The sequence below is a fragment of the Domibacillus indicus genome, from assembly GCF_023715895.1.
GTDB classification, from domain to species: Bacteria; Bacillota; Bacilli; order Bacillales; family Domibacillaceae; genus Domibacillus; species Domibacillus indicus_A.
In genome coordinates, this window is sequence record NZ_JAMBOO010000019.1 from 32,276 (window position 1) to 47,842 (window position 15,567).

General features: G+C 42.7%; 15 protein-coding genes. 5 read left to right on the forward strand and 10 right to left on the reverse strand.

The features are described from left to right. Window positions 1-5: 5 nt before the first annotated feature. From M3221_RS19290 to M3221_RS19305, 4 genes are read right to left on the reverse strand one after another with little or no spacing between them, the layout of a single operon-like run. A complete protein-coding gene (locus M3221_RS19290; RefSeq protein ID WP_251273332.1) occupies window positions 6-863 on the reverse strand; it encodes a triphosphoribosyl-dephospho-CoA synthase in 858 nt (285 codons plus the stop codon). A gap of 15 nt (window positions 864-878) precedes the next feature. Further along, on the reverse strand, window positions 879-2,540 hold the full coding sequence (gene mdcA / locus M3221_RS19295; RefSeq protein ID WP_251273333.1) for a malonate decarboxylase subunit alpha: 1,662 nt from the start codon (window positions 2,538-2,540) through the stop codon (window positions 879-881). 15 nt (window positions 2,541-2,555) lie between these two features. Further along, on the reverse strand, window positions 2,556-3,488 hold the full coding sequence (locus tag M3221_RS19300; RefSeq protein ID WP_251273334.1) for an ACP S-malonyltransferase: 933 nt from the start codon (window positions 3,486-3,488) through the stop codon (window positions 2,556-2,558). Between the two features lie 29 nt (window positions 3,489-3,517). Beyond that, on the reverse strand, window positions 3,518-4,168 hold the full coding sequence (locus M3221_RS19305) for a GntR family transcriptional regulator (protein WP_251273335.1): 651 nt from the start codon (window positions 4,166-4,168) through the stop codon (window positions 3,518-3,520). Between the two features lie 235 nt (window positions 4,169-4,403). Here M3221_RS19305 and madL point away from each other — a divergent pair, with 235 nt between their 5' ends. After that, window positions 4,404-4,829, forward strand: coding sequence for a malonate transporter subunit MadL (gene madL, locus M3221_RS19310; RefSeq protein ID WP_251273336.1), 426 nt, complete (start codon window positions 4,404-4,406; stop codon window positions 4,827-4,829). After that, window positions 4,810-5,574: a malonate transporter subunit MadM gene (gene madM / locus M3221_RS19315; protein WP_251273337.1), complete on the forward strand. Its 765-nt coding sequence runs from the start codon at window positions 4,810-4,812 to the stop codon at window positions 5,572-5,574. The genes madL and madM overlap by 20 nt, the downstream gene beginning before the upstream one ends. Before the next feature lie 210 nt (window positions 5,575-5,784). Here madM and M3221_RS19320 read toward each other — a convergent pair whose 3' ends face one another. The 3 genes from M3221_RS19320 to M3221_RS19330 form a co-directional block, all read right to left on the reverse strand. After that, window positions 5,785-7,071: a Y-family DNA polymerase gene (locus tag M3221_RS19320; RefSeq protein ID WP_251273338.1), complete on the reverse strand. Its 1,287-nt coding sequence runs from the start codon at window positions 7,069-7,071 to the stop codon at window positions 5,785-5,787. Next, window positions 7,055-7,426, reverse strand: coding sequence for a YolD-like family protein (locus tag M3221_RS19325; protein WP_251273339.1), 372 nt, complete (start codon window positions 7,424-7,426; stop codon window positions 7,055-7,057). The genes M3221_RS19320 and M3221_RS19325 overlap by 17 nt, the downstream gene beginning before the upstream one ends. Before the next feature lie 324 nt (window positions 7,427-7,750). Further along, window positions 7,751-9,013: a mechanosensitive ion channel gene (locus M3221_RS19330; protein ID WP_251273340.1), complete on the reverse strand. Its 1,263-nt coding sequence runs from the start codon at window positions 9,011-9,013 to the stop codon at window positions 7,751-7,753. A gap of 514 nt (window positions 9,014-9,527) precedes the next feature. Between M3221_RS19330 and M3221_RS19335 the strand changes: the two genes are divergently transcribed. Beyond that, window positions 9,528-9,965, forward strand: a complete 438-nt coding sequence (locus M3221_RS19335) for a hypothetical protein (protein ID WP_251273341.1) — start codon at window positions 9,528-9,530, stop codon at window positions 9,963-9,965. 97 nt (window positions 9,966-10,062) lie between these two features. Here M3221_RS19335 and M3221_RS19340 read toward each other — a convergent pair whose 3' ends face one another. Continuing rightward, window positions 10,063-10,767: a DUF421 domain-containing protein gene (locus tag M3221_RS19340; RefSeq protein ID WP_251273342.1), complete on the reverse strand. Its 705-nt coding sequence runs from the start codon at window positions 10,765-10,767 to the stop codon at window positions 10,063-10,065. 189 nt (window positions 10,768-10,956) lie between these two features. Here M3221_RS19340 and M3221_RS19345 point away from each other — a divergent pair, with 189 nt between their 5' ends. After that, a complete protein-coding gene (locus tag M3221_RS19345; protein WP_251273343.1) occupies window positions 10,957-11,949 on the forward strand; it encodes an NADPH:quinone oxidoreductase family protein in 993 nt (330 codons plus the stop codon). A 255-nt stretch (window positions 11,950-12,204) separates the two neighbouring features. Here M3221_RS19345 and M3221_RS19350 read toward each other — a convergent pair whose 3' ends face one another. Next, window positions 12,205-13,092, reverse strand: coding sequence for a LysR family transcriptional regulator (locus M3221_RS19350; RefSeq protein ID WP_251273344.1), 888 nt, complete (start codon window positions 13,090-13,092; stop codon window positions 12,205-12,207). A 321-nt stretch (window positions 13,093-13,413) separates the two neighbouring features. Here M3221_RS19350 and M3221_RS19355 point away from each other — a divergent pair, with 321 nt between their 5' ends. Then, window positions 13,414-14,493: an NAD(P)H-dependent flavin oxidoreductase gene (locus tag M3221_RS19355; RefSeq protein WP_251273345.1), complete on the forward strand. Its 1,080-nt coding sequence runs from the start codon at window positions 13,414-13,416 to the stop codon at window positions 14,491-14,493. Between the two features lie 162 nt (window positions 14,494-14,655). Here the strand turns inward: M3221_RS19355 and M3221_RS19360 are convergent, their stop codons facing one another. Continuing rightward, the gene (locus M3221_RS19360; protein WP_251273346.1) at window positions 14,656-15,465 is read right to left on the reverse strand and encodes a hypothetical protein; all 810 of its coding nucleotides are present in this window, start codon (window positions 15,463-15,465) and stop codon (window positions 14,656-14,658) included. Between the last annotated feature and the right edge of the window lie 102 nt (window positions 15,466-15,567).

Genomic DNA, 15,567 nt, shown 5'->3' on the forward strand with positions numbered 1-15,567 from the left:
TCCGTTTACTGTGTGTATTGCAATTCTTTTAACATGTTATTGTCCATCCTATTTGGCTGCATTTTATCCAAAAAAATTGTAGCAGCAAGCAGGTCCGCGCTGCCGCCTGGAGAAATATTGCGTTTTGTAAATTCTTCGTCCAGTGTCTGTATATAAGAAAGATTGCCAGCCTCCAGCGCTGCGGCTGCTTGCTTTTTTGCAAATCCAAGAGCTTCAGGACCGCCGCGATGCAAAATACATGTATCATTTAAATGGATAATTAAAGCCAGCAGCGCATTCAGCAGAGCGCTGCTTTCTGGCAGCCCAACTGCCCGCGACTTTTCCAGGGTGGGAAGCGCAACATTCATAATATGTGGAAAACCCTGCTGTGCTTCTCCCCTGGCTCCGCTTACACCATATTTTTCAGAAACACGCTTTCCATTTGTAGCCGTAATAGGACAATGCCGATCCGAGTATCGAGCGGTTTCCCCGGCCAGCGAAACCATTTCTTCTATTGAATAGCAGCCTTTTCCCATCGCTGCAGCTGAAACGAGCAGGCCAATCGCCCAGATGGCTCCTTTATGTGTATTGACGCCGCCTGTTGTTTCCAGCATTCTTTGTTCCCCTTGCCGGCCGATTGCGCTAATTTCTTCCCTTAGCAAAATGGACGAGCTCCTCCCATAGCTAATGTACGCTATACCTTCAAACGTTTCTTTTAGTGATACAGCGGACTTTCTCATGAGATCAATGGTCAGGTCCTGGTGAGCGCCATTGTTATTTTTGTCCACCAATCCTGGCTTTGGTGTTAGTTCAACTTCTTCTATTAATGAGAGAACGGCTGCCGAGGCTGCGTAGCGGCTGAATGTCTTTTTTGCACGGCTCATTTTTATCCCTCCTGTTTACCAGCTTCTAAACTTAGCTGGCGGTTCGTACAGCCCATCCGACCATTGAACGATTTCTTCTACACTTTTGGCCGCCAGCAGTGAGCGCTTGGCATCAGTCCGCCGGATATTTAAGTCTTCCGGAAGTGCGATCAATCCTTCGCGCCGCAGGCTTTCTGTTTTCTTTGAATCATGCCCAAGACCAACCGGTGTAACCCCGGCAACTGCCGCAACCGCTTCTCTTCGCTTTTCCATACTGTCTGTTTTGTATAAATAAGCAATACCTTCTTCTGTAACAATATGTGTAACATCATCCCCGTAAATCATAACGGGCACTGTCGCAAGGCCGGTATCTTTCTTGACATCAATCGCATCCAGTGATTCAACAAAAACAGGCTTGTTCCCAGCCTGAAACGTCTCAACAACTTGAACAACCAGCTTTTTCCCGCGGGCCAATGAATCATTGGACGACATCATATTTAACCAGGCCGGTGTTGAATGGCGTCTTCCTCCTGGATTATGTCCCATATTGGGCGCTCCTCCGTAGCCTGCGAGTCTGCCGCGTGTCACAGTAGAAGAGTTTCCATCTCGGTCCATTTGCAGCGTTGACCCGATAAATAAATCGACTGCATATTGCCCTGCCATTTGACAGAGGGTCCGGTTTGAACGCAGACTGCCGTCGTGTCCTGTGAAAAAAACATCCCGGCGGGCTGCCACATACTTTTCCATTCCGACTTCCCCGCCAAAGCAGTGAACGCTGTCAACCCAGCCGCTCTCAATAGCGGGAATCAAGGTCGGATGAGGATTTAGCGCCCAATGCTTGCAAATTTTCCCCTTCAGTCCAAGCGACTCACCGTACGTAGGAAGCAGTAATTCAATGGCCGCTGTATTATATCCAATCCCATGATTCAACGACTGTACTTCGTGTTTTGCATATATACCTTGGATGACCATCATAGCCTGCAAAATTTGAATATCGGTAATATGACGGGGATCGCGTGTAAATAACGCTTCGAGTTCATATGGTTCATCTGCAACCACAATATAATCGATCCAAGAACCCGGAATATCCACCCGGGGCAGTTCATCAGCCAGTTCATTCACCTGGGCGATCACAATACCGTCCCGGAATGCGGCCGCTTCAACAAGCGTTGGCGTTTCTTCGGTGTTTGGGCCGGTATACAGATTTCCCTGCCTGTCTGCTTTATCTGCAGCCACGAGAGCAACAGAAGGGATGAGGTCAACGAAAAGACGGCCGTACAATTCAACATACGTATGAATTTCACCCATTGTCAGTTTCCCGTCTTCAAGCATTTGAGCTATCCGAAGACTTTGCGGTCCTGCATATGCAAAATCAACTTTGTTTGCAATGCCACGTTCAAACAGGTCTAAGTGTTCCGGTCTTGAAATGCTAGACATAATCATATGCAAATCAAACAAATTTTTAGGGTTCGTCTGCGCGAGTGCTCTTGAAAGGAAGGAAGCCTGCTTTTGATTGTTTCCTTCCAGAACAACCCGGTCGCCCGGCCTAATCAATTTTTCCAGTACTTCTACAATTCGATCAGTCGGAATAACTCTTCCGTTAACAAGACCTTTCACACTGTCTATACGCTTTTTTTTCGCATCAAGCCTTGTTGTCCATGAACGTTTTTGAGTTACGGCCTGTTCCATCGTTTCCATCCTTGCAGTCCCCCTTCATGATTTCGATCGTTCGCGTTTTGCTATAAAAGCACAATCATCAAGTCCATTTTCTGCTACTGACATTACCCTAGCCTCGGGAAATGCCTTTGCCGCTAAACGGGAAAGGATATTTCCTGGTGGCATTTCAATAAATAGTCTTGTGCCATTTTCATATAAAACCGTTGACGCATCATGCCATTGAACAGCGGAAGAAACACTTTCAGCAAGGTCTTGTCGAATGTCGACTGGATCAAACAAAAGTCGAGCCCCTCTATTGCCCGCATATGGGATCAAAGGTTTGTAAAACGGGATGTTGTTAAGCATTTCGAACAGTTTTTCTGATACCGATAAGAGAAGCGGACAGTGAGAGGGCGTGCTGACATTCAGGAAGGAAGCACAGCGCGCCTCATTTTGTCTGGCGACATCTAAAATTCTTTGTATCCCGGGCAATGCTCCTGACAGCGTGATTTGATCTGGTGCATTTTTATTTGAAATAAACACAGGGCTCATTTCTTCATAGTACCGGCTGACAATAGACTTCAGCACCTCCTCAGTCATGCCCAGTACAACACCCATACCATATCCCTTTGGGTAGGCTCGTTCCATTAGCTCACCCCGATAACTCACAACTTTTAAGGCATCTTGATAGTCAATAACACCGGCGGCAACAGCCGCGCTAAATGCACCGACGGAATGTCCTGCCACAAAGTCCGGTTTAACACCTGCTGCTTCAAACGCTTTAAAAGCTCCAACGCCAGCAGTTAAAAGAGATATCTGTACAGACTTGGTTGAATAGAGTGCTTCTTTTGAATGATGATTGTATACGCTTTCATTTAGCGTTTTATTTGCGGAAGCTATCACGTCCTGAACTGGAGTTCCTGCTGGCAGGTCATTTAACAGCCCTGGCTTTTGGGAACCTTGTCCGGGAAACAAAAAAGAAATTTTCATATCCTTCACCCCCCTTCTTTACTAGGCATTTACGATTCAAACTTTTGTTGGAGGCTGGAAATCACATCTTCATTATGCTTCACTAGGATGTCAGCTAACTCGGTCATATTTTTTTCTGTTAGTAATTGTATAATCAGTTCATGCTCTGCAATAGATTTTTGAACATTTCCCTCTCTCGCAAAAGAAAGACTTTGAACTCTTAACAGCGGCCATCCAAGGCGTGAATAAACGTTTCGGATTGTTTCGCTTTTGCTCATCTTAATCAGACACATATGAAAAGAGTGGTTCAATTGTGTATAAGAATGAACATCTTCTGCTTTTTTCATTTCCTTAAGAAGTTGATTCATTTCTTTTAGCACTTCTGGGTCTGTTCCGTACTTTTTGATCCGGTCCATTGCCATATTCTCTAACGTATTTCGAATTTCCAGCAAGTCATAGATCTCATTTTCTGTATATTCCTTTACAACTGCACCCTTTCGCGGAATTCTTTCAACGAGTCCTTCGATTGCCAGCAAATAAATAGCCTCACGCACAGGCGCTCTACTCGTTCCATATTCTTCTGCATAGTTTTGTTCTATTAATTTTTCTCCCGGCTGCAAATCGCCTGCAATAATTTGTTCTGTAATATGTTCTGCAATGGAGTTAGATAACGCATTATTTTTAAAATTATGTGGTGCCATCTTGTCACCCCTTCACATTTTTGCAAATTGTCGACTGTCGATTTTCATTATACAAATGTTTTGTAAATAATTCAATATTTAGAAAAAACAAAAAATAAAGTTTGCATTTTTATTTTGTGGCGTTTATGATATTCCCTAGAATACAGTCGACTGTATGCATATCTATTTTGTAACCGCTTACTTTAGCCGATGTTTTCCGATGGCCGCCCTATTATTAAAACAGTGAGGTGGAATAATGGTTATTTTTGGCGTAGCGTTACTGGCAATTTGTATGTTAACCGGTCTCTTTTTCGGTGAAATGCTTGGTGTTTTATTGGGTATTGACGCAAATGTAGGCGGTGTTGGCCTTGCGATGCTTATGCTTGTTTTAATCGTCGATTACTTGAAAAAACGTGGAAAGCTCAGCCAGCCCGCGCAAGAAGGACTTGGTTTCTGGAGTGCTATGTACATCCCAATCGTCATCGCTATGTCGGCAAACCAAAACGTGGCAGCAGCTTTAGATGGAGGCCCTCTTGCTGTTGTGGCAGGTGTTGCAGCTGTGGTAATCAGCTGGATGCTTGTTCCCCTTTTAAGTAAAGGTGCTCACCAAGTTCCGGTTGAGGAAGGCAAGGAAAATCAAATGCTAGCGGGAGGGGAATCAAATGTTTCAAATGTTAAGTGACGTATTTGTAGACAACCCTTTGATTGTTTCTTTTGCCCTTGTCGGTATTACCATGTATATTGCTTATTTCCTGTCTGATAAATTAACGAAAGGCCGTGTTCATGGCTCAGCCATTGCCATCATTTTAGGATTACTTCTTGCTTATGTTGGCGGTGTAACGACTGGGGGCGAAAAGGGCTTATCCGATGTCAGTATCTTCGCTGGCATTGGCTTAATGGGCGGGGGCATGCTTCGCGATTTTGCCATTGTTTCGACTGCATTTGGTGCTAATTTCGATGAAATCAAAAAAGCTGGATTTAGTGGTGTTGCTTCATTATTTATTGGTGTGGTTCTTTCTTTTGTTGTTGGGGTTGCGATTGCTTTTGCTTTTGGTTATACAGATGCTGTCAGCCTTACCACAATTGGTGCCGGTACAGCGACGTACATTGTAGGCCCTGTCACTGGCGCAGCCATTGGGGCAAGCTCTACAGTCATTACCATCAGCATTGCTGCCGGGCTCGTAAAATCTATTTTAACGATGGTAGGCACTCCGTTTATCGCTAAATACATCGGTTTAAACAATCCACGCTCAGCCATGGTATACGGGGGACTCCTGGGAACAACGAGCGGCGTTGCCGGCGGATTGGCGGCTACTAATCCCAAATTGGTCCCATACGGAGCAGTGACAGCTACCTTTTACACGGGACTCGGCTGTTTAATGGGACCCTCTGTGCTTTTTCTACTGACAAAAGCCCTTGTGGGATAACAAGTCTGTTCCATGCCAGCTATATACTGGCATGGAACAATTCTTTTATTTAATCTGCTATCTAGACCTGTTCACCATATCTCCTGCTTCTTCAAACGATTTCAGCAGACAACAAATTATTTTCTTCTGACCATGTATCTTGTTTCCTCTTCATTGGTTATCTCCTCCTTTATTTAGATTGCATTTTTTAAAACGCAGATATCTAACAGATTAAGACATTCCCTTATGCCCTCCTACATGCCTGGCTCTCTGTAGATACGTCCCTCCCCTCATTAAGCTGTACGCATAAAAAACCGCTTTTTTCCCAAAACGATCCCGCAGCTGGTCAATGGTTTCATCTAAAATATGCCGCCGTTTGTCCAGCTTCACCGGTGTAAATAAGTCGAGCTGCTCGTGCCCTGCCGCCTCCAGCCGGCTGCACACGATATGAATCTGGCGCACTGGCTGCCCGTGCCAATGCTTTTTAAACAGCCGCACAAAATGACTGGACAGCTCTGCCGTTTGATTCGTGCTTCTTGGCAGCAGCACCTGGTGCCTGAAACCGCGGTCTTCAATATCCCGTGTGTAGGAAATGCCAAGTGCAATCCCTGCTGCCGACACTCCATGCTGGCGCAGGCGCATCGCTACATCCTCTGTCATTTCCTTAATGACAATGATGATTTCATCTGCCCGGTAATAATCACGCATTAAAATCTGCCCTTTAGAAAAAGATTTCTCCCGCGGTCCTGCTTTCTCAGAAAGAATACTATAGTCTATTCCCCATGCATGATAGTAAAGCTGCAATCCTAAAATGCCGAATTTCTTTTTCAGCTTCCACTTATCTGCATGGGCAAGATCCTTTACAGATTCAACGCCCAGGTTATGAAGTGATTTTGCATATCCTGCTGAAATCCCCCACATATTTGTGATCGGATGAATCGCCCAGACCTTTTCCGGCACATCCTCATATGCCCAGTGGGCAATCCCGTCAGCGGTATCCTTCCCTTCATTATCAAGTGACAATTTGGCAAGCAGTGGATTATCCCCAATGCCGATCGTTACCACCAGACGAAGCTCCTGCCAAATCGTGCGCTGTATCGTGCGCGCAATCGTAATTTTATCGCCGAACAGCCGTCTGGATGCTGTTACATCCAGAAAGACTTCATCAATCGAATAAATATGCAAATCTTCATCCGGCACAAACCGCCGGTAAATATCAAGGATCATTTTATTTACCTGTAAATAAAGAGACATGGAAGGCTCCACAATCACCAGGCGCGGATCTTTCGGAATTTCGTAATTTCGTGACCCTGTCCGGATGCCAAATTCTTTTTTTACCCGTGGCGAGGCAGCCAGTACGACAGAACCGGACCTGTCTTTATTGGCAATCACAATCACATACGCATAAAGCGGATGGATTCTGCGCCGCACGGCCTCCACACTGGCAAAAAAAGACTTCACATCAATGCAAAGAATGTCTCTGCGCGGCAAGTCGTCATCTTCAATTGGTATCCCCATCGCCATCGACCCCTGCAGCAAAAGAAATAGACACGATTTCATCCAATCGAAATGTCGAGTTATATCCTTTTAGTTTAAAGTAAGGCTGCTGTCCTGGAAGCTGGCTGCACTCTGACACGCCCCCGCTCACTTTGAGCAGGCTGTCATCGCCAAATGTATTCAGTTCAAACACAATTTCTTTTTCTAAATGAATGGAGGAATGAATGAGCTGGTCAAATTCCTCGAGCTGCTGCTCATCAAATAAAAGCTCCCTTTTAACAGGTTTGTTTTTTTCCCGGCTGATCATTTCCGCGTGTTCAGAGAGGATCAGCCCCTGCCATTTCATCATTCCGCGATCCTGGTATAATTTCTTCATCCAACATAACTCCTTTCTATGAGAACATTTGTTCCTAACCTACATATATAGTTCCTCATCAGAACAAATATTCCTGCTGGAAAATGAAGTTTTTATTCATGGATCGCCGATGTTGATTAAATTCTCTTATTTGTTTAGCTTGGCGGATATTAGCTTTATCCGCACCGCAACTTCCATTGCTCTTTTATTACTTTCGGTTCCCTGCTCTTTTCTGCAAATAAAAAGGCACGAACCAAACGTCAATCATGGGTTTGGTTCGTGCCTTTAAAGTGTTTAATTGTCTTTGTTGTTTAAAAAAACTGCCTAGTATAAAGTTTTCTTGTTTTACTCATTATTCGGGTTTTTGTTTTCTGCCTCTGCTCTTGCTTCAAACTTTTCCAGCTGGCGCTTCGCAAATTCGCGTCCTCCAAGACCGAATGAAAGAGCAAATGCAACGGCAAGACCGGCTACAACAAACAAGAAGGCAAAATTGACAATGCTTGTCGCGAAGTTAAGCTGTGCCAGTGCCATAAAGATCGCCATAATGATAATCGAATATTTCACAATACTGCCAAATAAACGGTTACCTGTTGCTCTTTGGATATAGTTCCCAAGAAGAGAGGATCCAACAAAACCAAGGCCTAGAATAATTAACGCACTTAAAACAAGCGGCAAATAACTGATCACAGCTGCGCCGATATTATGCAGCACTTCAAGGCGGAGCACATTGAGTGCTTCGACTGTGAAAAAGATAATGATGAGAACTTGAACCGTTTTTCCAATAATGGCTGCAAGATCAAAGGAAGGCATACCAGCTTTAGGATTAGTATTTAAATACTTTGAAACATTGTCAATTCCTGTGCCCTTTAACAGACCGCTAAGCAAGTCTCCTATGAATCTTGCAATCACAACTCCGACCGTAATCAAGATAACTGCCACAAAGATGTTAGGAATCATATTAAGTACTTGATTCAGCATAGCTGTAACAGGGCGCGTGATCGAGTCAATTCCCAGCGTTTCCAGTGCCACGGTAATAATCGGAATCAAAATTAAAATAAACACAACATTGGCTAATACGTTCGCAAGGGTGTTTTTGTTTTCCGTAGAAACCGCTGTTGCACCTTGGGATTTATTTGTTAATTTATTAAACCACTTATCAATATTAAATGTACCTAAAATCATAGCCACTAAGTTTTTCACAAACTTGGCGACAAAGTAACCGAGCAGCAAAATAACAGCCGCCATCAGCAGGTTCGGCAGGAACGCCAGCATTTTGTCCATCATGTTCGAAATAGGTGCTGCTACTGCGTTCATATTAAGCTGGTCCAGGACACTTGGCAGGAACAAAATAAAAACTAGATAATAAAAAATCTTCCCTATTGAATTTAGCTTGCTGTCTGCGTCCACTGCATTTTGCGCCATATGGCCTTTTACCATGGCACGCGGAACACCGACCTTTTTAAGCCCTTTCGTGAAAATGGCTTTGACGATTGTAGCGACCAGCCAGGCAACAACCAGCAAAAGAAGTGCACCCAGCACATTTGGTAGATAGTTGACAATCGTATACCACATGTCGCGAAAAGCAGCTGTTAGTTGATCTGTCCTCATCATTTTTCCTCCATGACATATGAGATTTAGTAAAGCACTCTTTCTATTCCCCTGTTTTATATGGGTAAACACTTGTTATTCATTTTGTTTTGTCCCGTAATACGCTGGTTTTGAGAAGATATTAACTTTTAAGTAAATTAATAGATTTTCTGTAGTTATACGGTAATAGCTTATGATCATTTGGAACGATCAAAAGTGCCATGACAAAATCAAGGAATCTGTTTCATTGAAAAGTGATCAAGCGCAAAGACGCGCTTACCCGAACCAGGAAACAGCTGCCCATTGAAGAAAAGATCCGCAAACGTTTCATTTGACTTTGATACAAAATGGGCTTTTGATAGAAATGAGAAAACCTTTTCTTCCCCGCCAAAAGCCGCGTGTTATGGATGAATGAAAAAAGAGGAAAATGGAGCTTAAAGGTGAATAATCATAAAGGCGGAAGCCGATGGGAAGCCGGATAAAGCAGCGAAACTCCGAAAACCGAAGAGATAGTGCTTAATGAGGAGGCAAGATCTTGAGTAGATATAAAAAACTAAGTCTGTCCGAATTTGAACAAATGGTCCATTATCCTGCGTATACACACGACCCGAAGCAGCTAAATCAATTAAAAAGAGAGTTTTTACATGCATCGGTCAAAGCTTTTGGGGAAGATAAGTTTGGCCGTTTAAAAGAAGGCACACGCAAAGTGATAGAAAGAGTTTGTATGACTTCAGCTGACCGCGGTTTTTTCTATATGAAGAGAAAAGACTTTTTAAGCAGAAATCACATTTCAGACAAAACGTTTCGAAATATGATGGGCGTTCTTCGTGAATCCGGTGTAATTGTCACCATCTATCAAGGTGCAGCTGCTCATAATGGCCGTGGTGAGCCTGTTCACCTTTTTGTCGACCACCCTTATTTCCCGCACTGGCGGGATTCACTCGAGCTGACCAAGTATTTACCCGATAAATAAGAAGATATCTATGGAAAAGTGAAGGAAGAAAAACAGTTGAGTGCACATGTTTTTATAGGTCCAAGACTGTCGAGAAAATCCCGGCAGTCTTTTTGTTCTAACTTTCATGCCGTGTATCGTTTTTTCGGTCTATATACAGCGTTTGGTCTGGCTGCACTTCAGCATATAAAACATCTGAAAGAGAGACAATTCCGGCTTGTGTTAATTGTTTATGAAGCCATTCCTTGTTAAGGTTCAGCTTTTCTAAATTCGTTGTATTTACAACGCCGTCTGATACCACTTCCGTTATAGTGGGCAGCAGTTTCTTTTGCGGATTAATCAGATTCATGTCACCTTTGGTCACGGGTTGTTTACTGTCTTTCTTCATCACAGAAAGCTCTCCTGTCGTTTCAAAAATGGCATACTCCACTTCAGTGATGGAAAAAATATTTTTTTGTCTCAGTAATGCATGCAGCGCATCTATATCTAAACTCACCTTGCGAAGCGGCTTTTCCATAATCTTGCCGTTTTTGATCAGAATAAGGGGTTCTCCATTCATGAGTTTTCTTGCTTTTTTTGATTTCATCACGATCCATCCCAATAAAACCGTCAATACACTCCATCCAATTAAGGAAATAACACCGTTCAAAATGGTTAAATCCTTATTGAAAGCAAGATTCCCCGCTACAGAGCCCATCGCAACAGCCGAAGCAAAATTAAAAAAGGTGATCTCTGAAAGTTCTTTTCTTTCCATCACCCTCATGAGAATGGATAAAGTAAGAAATGCCACTAATGTTCTAATAATTGTTTCCGTAACGCTCAACAATTCTCCCCCTTTTTGACGGTATTATTTCCTGAAGCGGAAGAAATATTTATTTAAAAAAGTTCAGTTATCCAAATAACTGGGTTTATTATGAATCATATGAGCCAGTATACAACTTTCCTATGGCAGCCTATTGGCCAGAATAATTTTGTATAATGGAAACGATACAAACTAAAGGAGGCGTGCTCAATGAAAGAGGTATTTAAGGCTTTAGTGGTAGACAAACAAGACGATCAATTTTCAATCGGAATGAAAGACATTTCTTTAGAGGCTTTACCTGAAAGCGGTGTTTTGATTAAAGTCCATTACTCGGGAATCAATTATAAAGATGGGTTAGCGGCTGCGCCTGACGGAAAAATTGTAAAAAATTATCCGTTTGTACCGGGCATCGACTTGGCGGGGACAGTGGTTTCTTCCGAAGATCCTCGCTTTCAAGAGGGGGATGAGGTTATTGCAACAAGTTATGAAATAGGTGTTTCTCACTTTGGCGGTTACAGTGAGTATGCCCGAATTCCTGGAGATTGGATTTTGCCCCTCCCCCAAAACTTAACATTAAAAGAAGCGATCGTATTAGGAACAGCAGGCTTTACAGCTGCATTGTCGATACAAAGGCTAGAAGAAAACGGGGTTTCGTCGGATAAAGGAAAAATACTTGTAACCGGTGCCACTGGTGGAGTAGGAAGTCTTGCTGTTTCCATGCTCGCTGCAAAAGGATACGAGGTGACAGCAAGCACTGGAAAATCTTCAGAACACGGCTATTTACACGAGCTCGGTGCTAAAGAAGTGATCTCCCGGGAAGACGTATATAACGGAGACATTAAGCCGTTAGCTAAACAAAAATGGGCAGGTGCAATTGATCCGGTCGGAGGACCTTCACTGGCCGCCATCTTAAGCCAGATTCATTACGGTGGTTCTGCAGCTGTAAGCGGATTAACGGGCGGAGGCAGCGTACCGACAAGTGTATTTCCTTTTATTCTTCGCGGGGTGAACTTGCTTGGTATTGATTCGGTGTATTGTCCAATGGATATTAGAAGAAAAGTTTGGGATCGCATGGCTGCAGACTTAAAGACCGATAAACTATTGGATTTTGTCCAACAAGAAATTTCAATGGAGCAATTGCCTGATTATCTACCTACTATTTTACAAGGGAAAGTCCGCGGCAGAATTATTGTACGTATCTAGATGAGCTCGAATGGAGAATAGAGCATTACCGCTATATATGGAAACGGTAACAATGAAGGATTAATGGCGGGTACAAAACAAACCAAATTACCCGTAGCTTTGGCCTATATACCTAAATTACACACTTCCCAAAAGGAAAGCCTGCTCCTTCATAATATAGGATGCAAGCGAGGTCGAACCTTTAGCATACATTTAAATATGCTAAAGGTTCAATTTTTTAAAAAGTGATTAGTATATAAATGTAACTCCCCAAACCTAACTCTTGCTGTTTAGCAAGCCCTTTTCATCACTTAACATATTTATAAATTTTTTTAAAGACGCAGGTACATACTTATCTCTTCGATGAATGAATACGGTTTTGACTTTTCCATATGGATCCGGAATTGGATGCTGTCTAAGAGTGCCATCTTGTACATACTTGGAAACGACACTATGTGGAAGCATACTTGCGCCCAGACCAGCAGCCACACAGCCGACGATTGCATCAAGAGTGCCAAATTCCATCGTCTTATTGGGCACTATTCCTTCCCAGTGCAACAGCTGTTCAAGCTTTGCTCGATACGAACATCCAGAACGAAATACAAGCAGCGTCTTAGTTTGAATAGCTTTAATAGAAGATAAAGGAGGATGATGTGAATCTGTAATAAGCACCAATTCTTCTTCAATCACTTCTCTTTGAATAAGATCACGATGCTCAACGGGTTCAGCTACAAACGCTCCATCCAGTTCATACTGAAGAACTCCTTGAATATGTTGGTCGGTAGGCCCTGTTTTTAAAGTGAAATCAACGTCTGGGTAGTCTTTATGGTATTTTGAAATGAGGGCTGGTAATCGGACGGCAGCCGTTGTTTCCATCGAGCCGATAACTAAAGGACCCTTTGGTATGTGATCATCATTGATTACACTTTTTGTTTCTTCTATGAGATTAAATATTTTTTCTGTATACGCTAATAACATACTTCCTTTAGCCGTTAAGGTCGTGCCGCGATTATGTCTATAAAATAAAGTTGTTTGAAGATCCGTTTCCAGCTGCTGAATTTTCATGGTGATATTAGGCTGTGCATATTGGAGTTCCCTTGCTGCCTGAGAAATACTACCTAACTTTGCGACAGTCTGGAAAATTTTTAACGCATGCAAATCCATAAAACCTCTCCTCCAGATACGTCCTTTTATCTATATATCTTATTGATAACAAATAACTTTTATATACATTACATTATATATCAAAATAAGAGCATGCTCAAAATTCAATCGAGCTTAACTGGAGACAAGCCGTTTAAAGAAGCAGCCGTTTAGAAATTTTATGATGTATATAGATTCATAGATCCTCTTCTTTCAAGGTACTCTTCTACATATATATTTTATTGATATCTATAATCATTTTTATATATTATGCTATATATCAAAATAAAGGTATGCTTGAAATATAATAGATGGACAAATAAAAACCATGAGGTGGAACTTATGTTACAGAATGAAATGACAAAACGTTTCAACATTCAGTATCCAATTATACAAGCCCCTATGGCTGGCGGAATCACGACTTCGAAATTAGTGGCTGAGGTTTCTAATACTGGCGGTTTAGGAATGATTGGCGCAGGTTATATGACTCCTGTTCAAACGAGAGAACAGATCAGGGAAATCAAACAGTTAACCCCCAATCCTTTTGGCGTTAACTTATTTGTACCCAATGAATTTCACGTGACAGAAGACCAAGTGCAGTCAGCTAACGAGCTTTTACACCCGGTTCGTGCGCAATTGAATGTTGGGCCAGCCGATCACCCTGATATTCCGGAATTCAGCAGCATTTTCCAAAGCTTTACGGAACAAATTAGCGTGATTATTGAAGAAAAGGTCCCTGTTTGTTCCTTTACGTTTGGTATTCCTTCCAAGGAAGTAATAGCTGAATTAAAGCAGCATAACATCATCCTTATCGGAACAGCTACCACGGTTAGAGAAGCTATTGAAAATGAAAAATTGGGAATGGATATGGTGGTCGTGCAGGGCAGTGAAGCGGGCGGGCACCGCGGGAACTTTATCGATGGGCATCAGGAAAGTTTAGTTGGCTTGATGTCACTTATTCCGCAGGCTGTGGACCATTTAAGCATTCCTGTTATTGCTGCTGGAGGCATTATGGATGGAAGAGGATTAATGGCTTCTATCTGCTTAGGAGCAAAAGGCGTACAGATGGGGACAGCTTTCTTAACCTGTATAGAAAGCGGCGCACATACCGTACACAAACAAGCCATTTTACATGCAAATGAAGATCAAACGGTTTTTACCCGTTCTTTTTCTGGCAAATGGGCAAGAGGCCTTAAAAACAAATTTATTGCAGATATGCAGGAGCACGAAATGCTTGTGCCTGATTTTCCTGTTCAAAATCAACTCACGCAAATGATTAGAAAAACGAGCAGTGTACAAAACAATCAAGACTTTATGTCTCTTTGGTCTGGCCAGAGCCCGAGATTAGCCAAAAATCAAACCGTTAAAGCATTAATGAAAGAGATAATAGAAGAAGTGAACAAAATGAGTGTACATATATAATAGTTCCTTGCTCTCCTTCGCTTCTTATTTAACTCAGCTGCTTCCACCAGAGCAGCATAAAAAGCCGAAATACTTTTCGTATTTCGGCTTCTGTTTATTATGCCCGGCGAGAACAGTGGGCGTTCGTTTACAAAAGCGTGACTTGCTCGCCATAGGTTGGGCTTAAAGCTCAAGAGACGGCTGCTCTCTTACCAGTTTAGAAGGATTGTTGATTTTATACGGCACCGGAACATCTACCATAAACTTTTCTTCAACGTCTTTTCCTTTTGGGAAGCTCTTTTTGACAATCTTCCCGTCAAATTGGAGGTTTTCTCCCGGCTGCAGCTCCAGCTTTTTAAGCGTCTTGCTGTGGCTGCACCATGCAAAGCCAACATTCACGAGTTCTTCCTGTTCCTGTACAATCCGAACATTTTCCAGTACAACTACTTCATCGTTTTCTTCACTGAAATGATTCCAGCTTAGGGCAAACTGCTTCACTGTGGCGGTAAAATGAACTTTTTCTGCCGGCAGTTCAAGAGCAGGCTGCTTCGCCTTTTTGGCTTTAGATGCTGGCTGAGGGGCGCTCTCTTCTGTACTTTTAGCCTTTTCTTTTTTGGCAGGAGGCGCAGCATCGGCAGGAGGTTCTCCCCCTTCTGCCACGTTCACTCTGCTTTCTTTCCCGAAATTAGAAGACTGCATATCCTTTAAATAGTCTGGATAAATACAGCTTAAATGGCCGTCTTGAAATTCAATGACCAGAATGTTAACGGCGTTTTCAGTGCCGTATTCCTCATAGCCTTTTATTGTCACGAGCCGCTTATACGTTTTTCCTTTGTACCAAAATTCTTTTTTCGCTTCTTTTGCAGAAGAAAGCCCCCACCCTCTTACCTTTGTGGCATAGTCTTCTTCATTTTCAAACACCTTGTATTCCCCTTTTGGCGGAATATAGGATGTTAAATTTGAATCTTCAATATGGGGATATGTAATAGCCATACATGATACGTCCTCTCTGTTGGTTCTCTCCAAGATATTGTTTATTTTAACAGAAAGTCTACTCTTTTTATCGAGTTTCTTGTATAGGATCATCATCAGCTC

What these genes read in the sequence shown, in the direction of transcription:
- M3221_RS19290 (WP_251273332.1), bottom strand. Translation starts at nt 863, where the DNA reads ATGAGCCGTGCAAAAAAGACATTCAGCCGCTACGCAGCCTCGGCAGCC.
- mdcA (WP_251273333.1), bottom strand. Translation starts at nt 2,540, where the DNA reads ATGGAAACGATGGAACAGGCCGTAACTCAAAAACGTTCATGGACAACA.
- M3221_RS19300 (WP_251273334.1), bottom strand. Translation starts at nt 3,488, where the DNA reads ATGAAAATTTCTTTTTTGTTTCCCGGACAAGGTTCCCAAAAGCCAGGG.
- M3221_RS19305 (WP_251273335.1), bottom strand. Translation starts at nt 4,168, where the DNA reads ATGGCACCACATAATTTTAAAAATAATGCGTTATCTAACTCCATTGCA.
- madL (WP_251273336.1), top strand. Translation starts at nt 4,404, where the DNA reads ATGGTTATTTTTGGCGTAGCGTTACTGGCAATTTGTATGTTAACCGGT.
- madM (WP_251273337.1), top strand. Translation starts at nt 4,810, where the DNA reads ATGTTTCAAATGTTAAGTGACGTATTTGTAGACAACCCTTTGATTGTT.
- M3221_RS19320 (WP_251273338.1), bottom strand. Translation starts at nt 7,071, where the DNA reads ATGGGGATACCAATTGAAGATGACGACTTGCCGCGCAGAGACATTCTT.
- M3221_RS19325 (WP_251273339.1), bottom strand. Translation starts at nt 7,426, where the DNA reads ATGAAGAAATTATACCAGGATCGCGGAATGATGAAATGGCAGGGGCTG.
- M3221_RS19330 (WP_251273340.1), bottom strand. Translation starts at nt 9,013, where the DNA reads ATGAGGACAGATCAACTAACAGCTGCTTTTCGCGACATGTGGTATACG.
- M3221_RS19345 (WP_251273343.1), top strand. Translation starts at nt 10,957, where the DNA reads ATGAAAGAGGTATTTAAGGCTTTAGTGGTAGACAAACAAGACGATCAA.
- M3221_RS19350 (WP_251273344.1), bottom strand. Translation starts at nt 13,092, where the DNA reads ATGGATTTGCATGCGTTAAAAATTTTCCAGACTGTCGCAAAGTTAGGT.
- M3221_RS19355 (WP_251273345.1), top strand. Translation starts at nt 13,414, where the DNA reads ATGTTACAGAATGAAATGACAAAACGTTTCAACATTCAGTATCCAATT.
- M3221_RS19360 (WP_251273346.1), bottom strand. Translation starts at nt 15,465, where the DNA reads ATGGCTATTACATATCCCCATATTGAAGATTCAAATTTAACATCCTAT.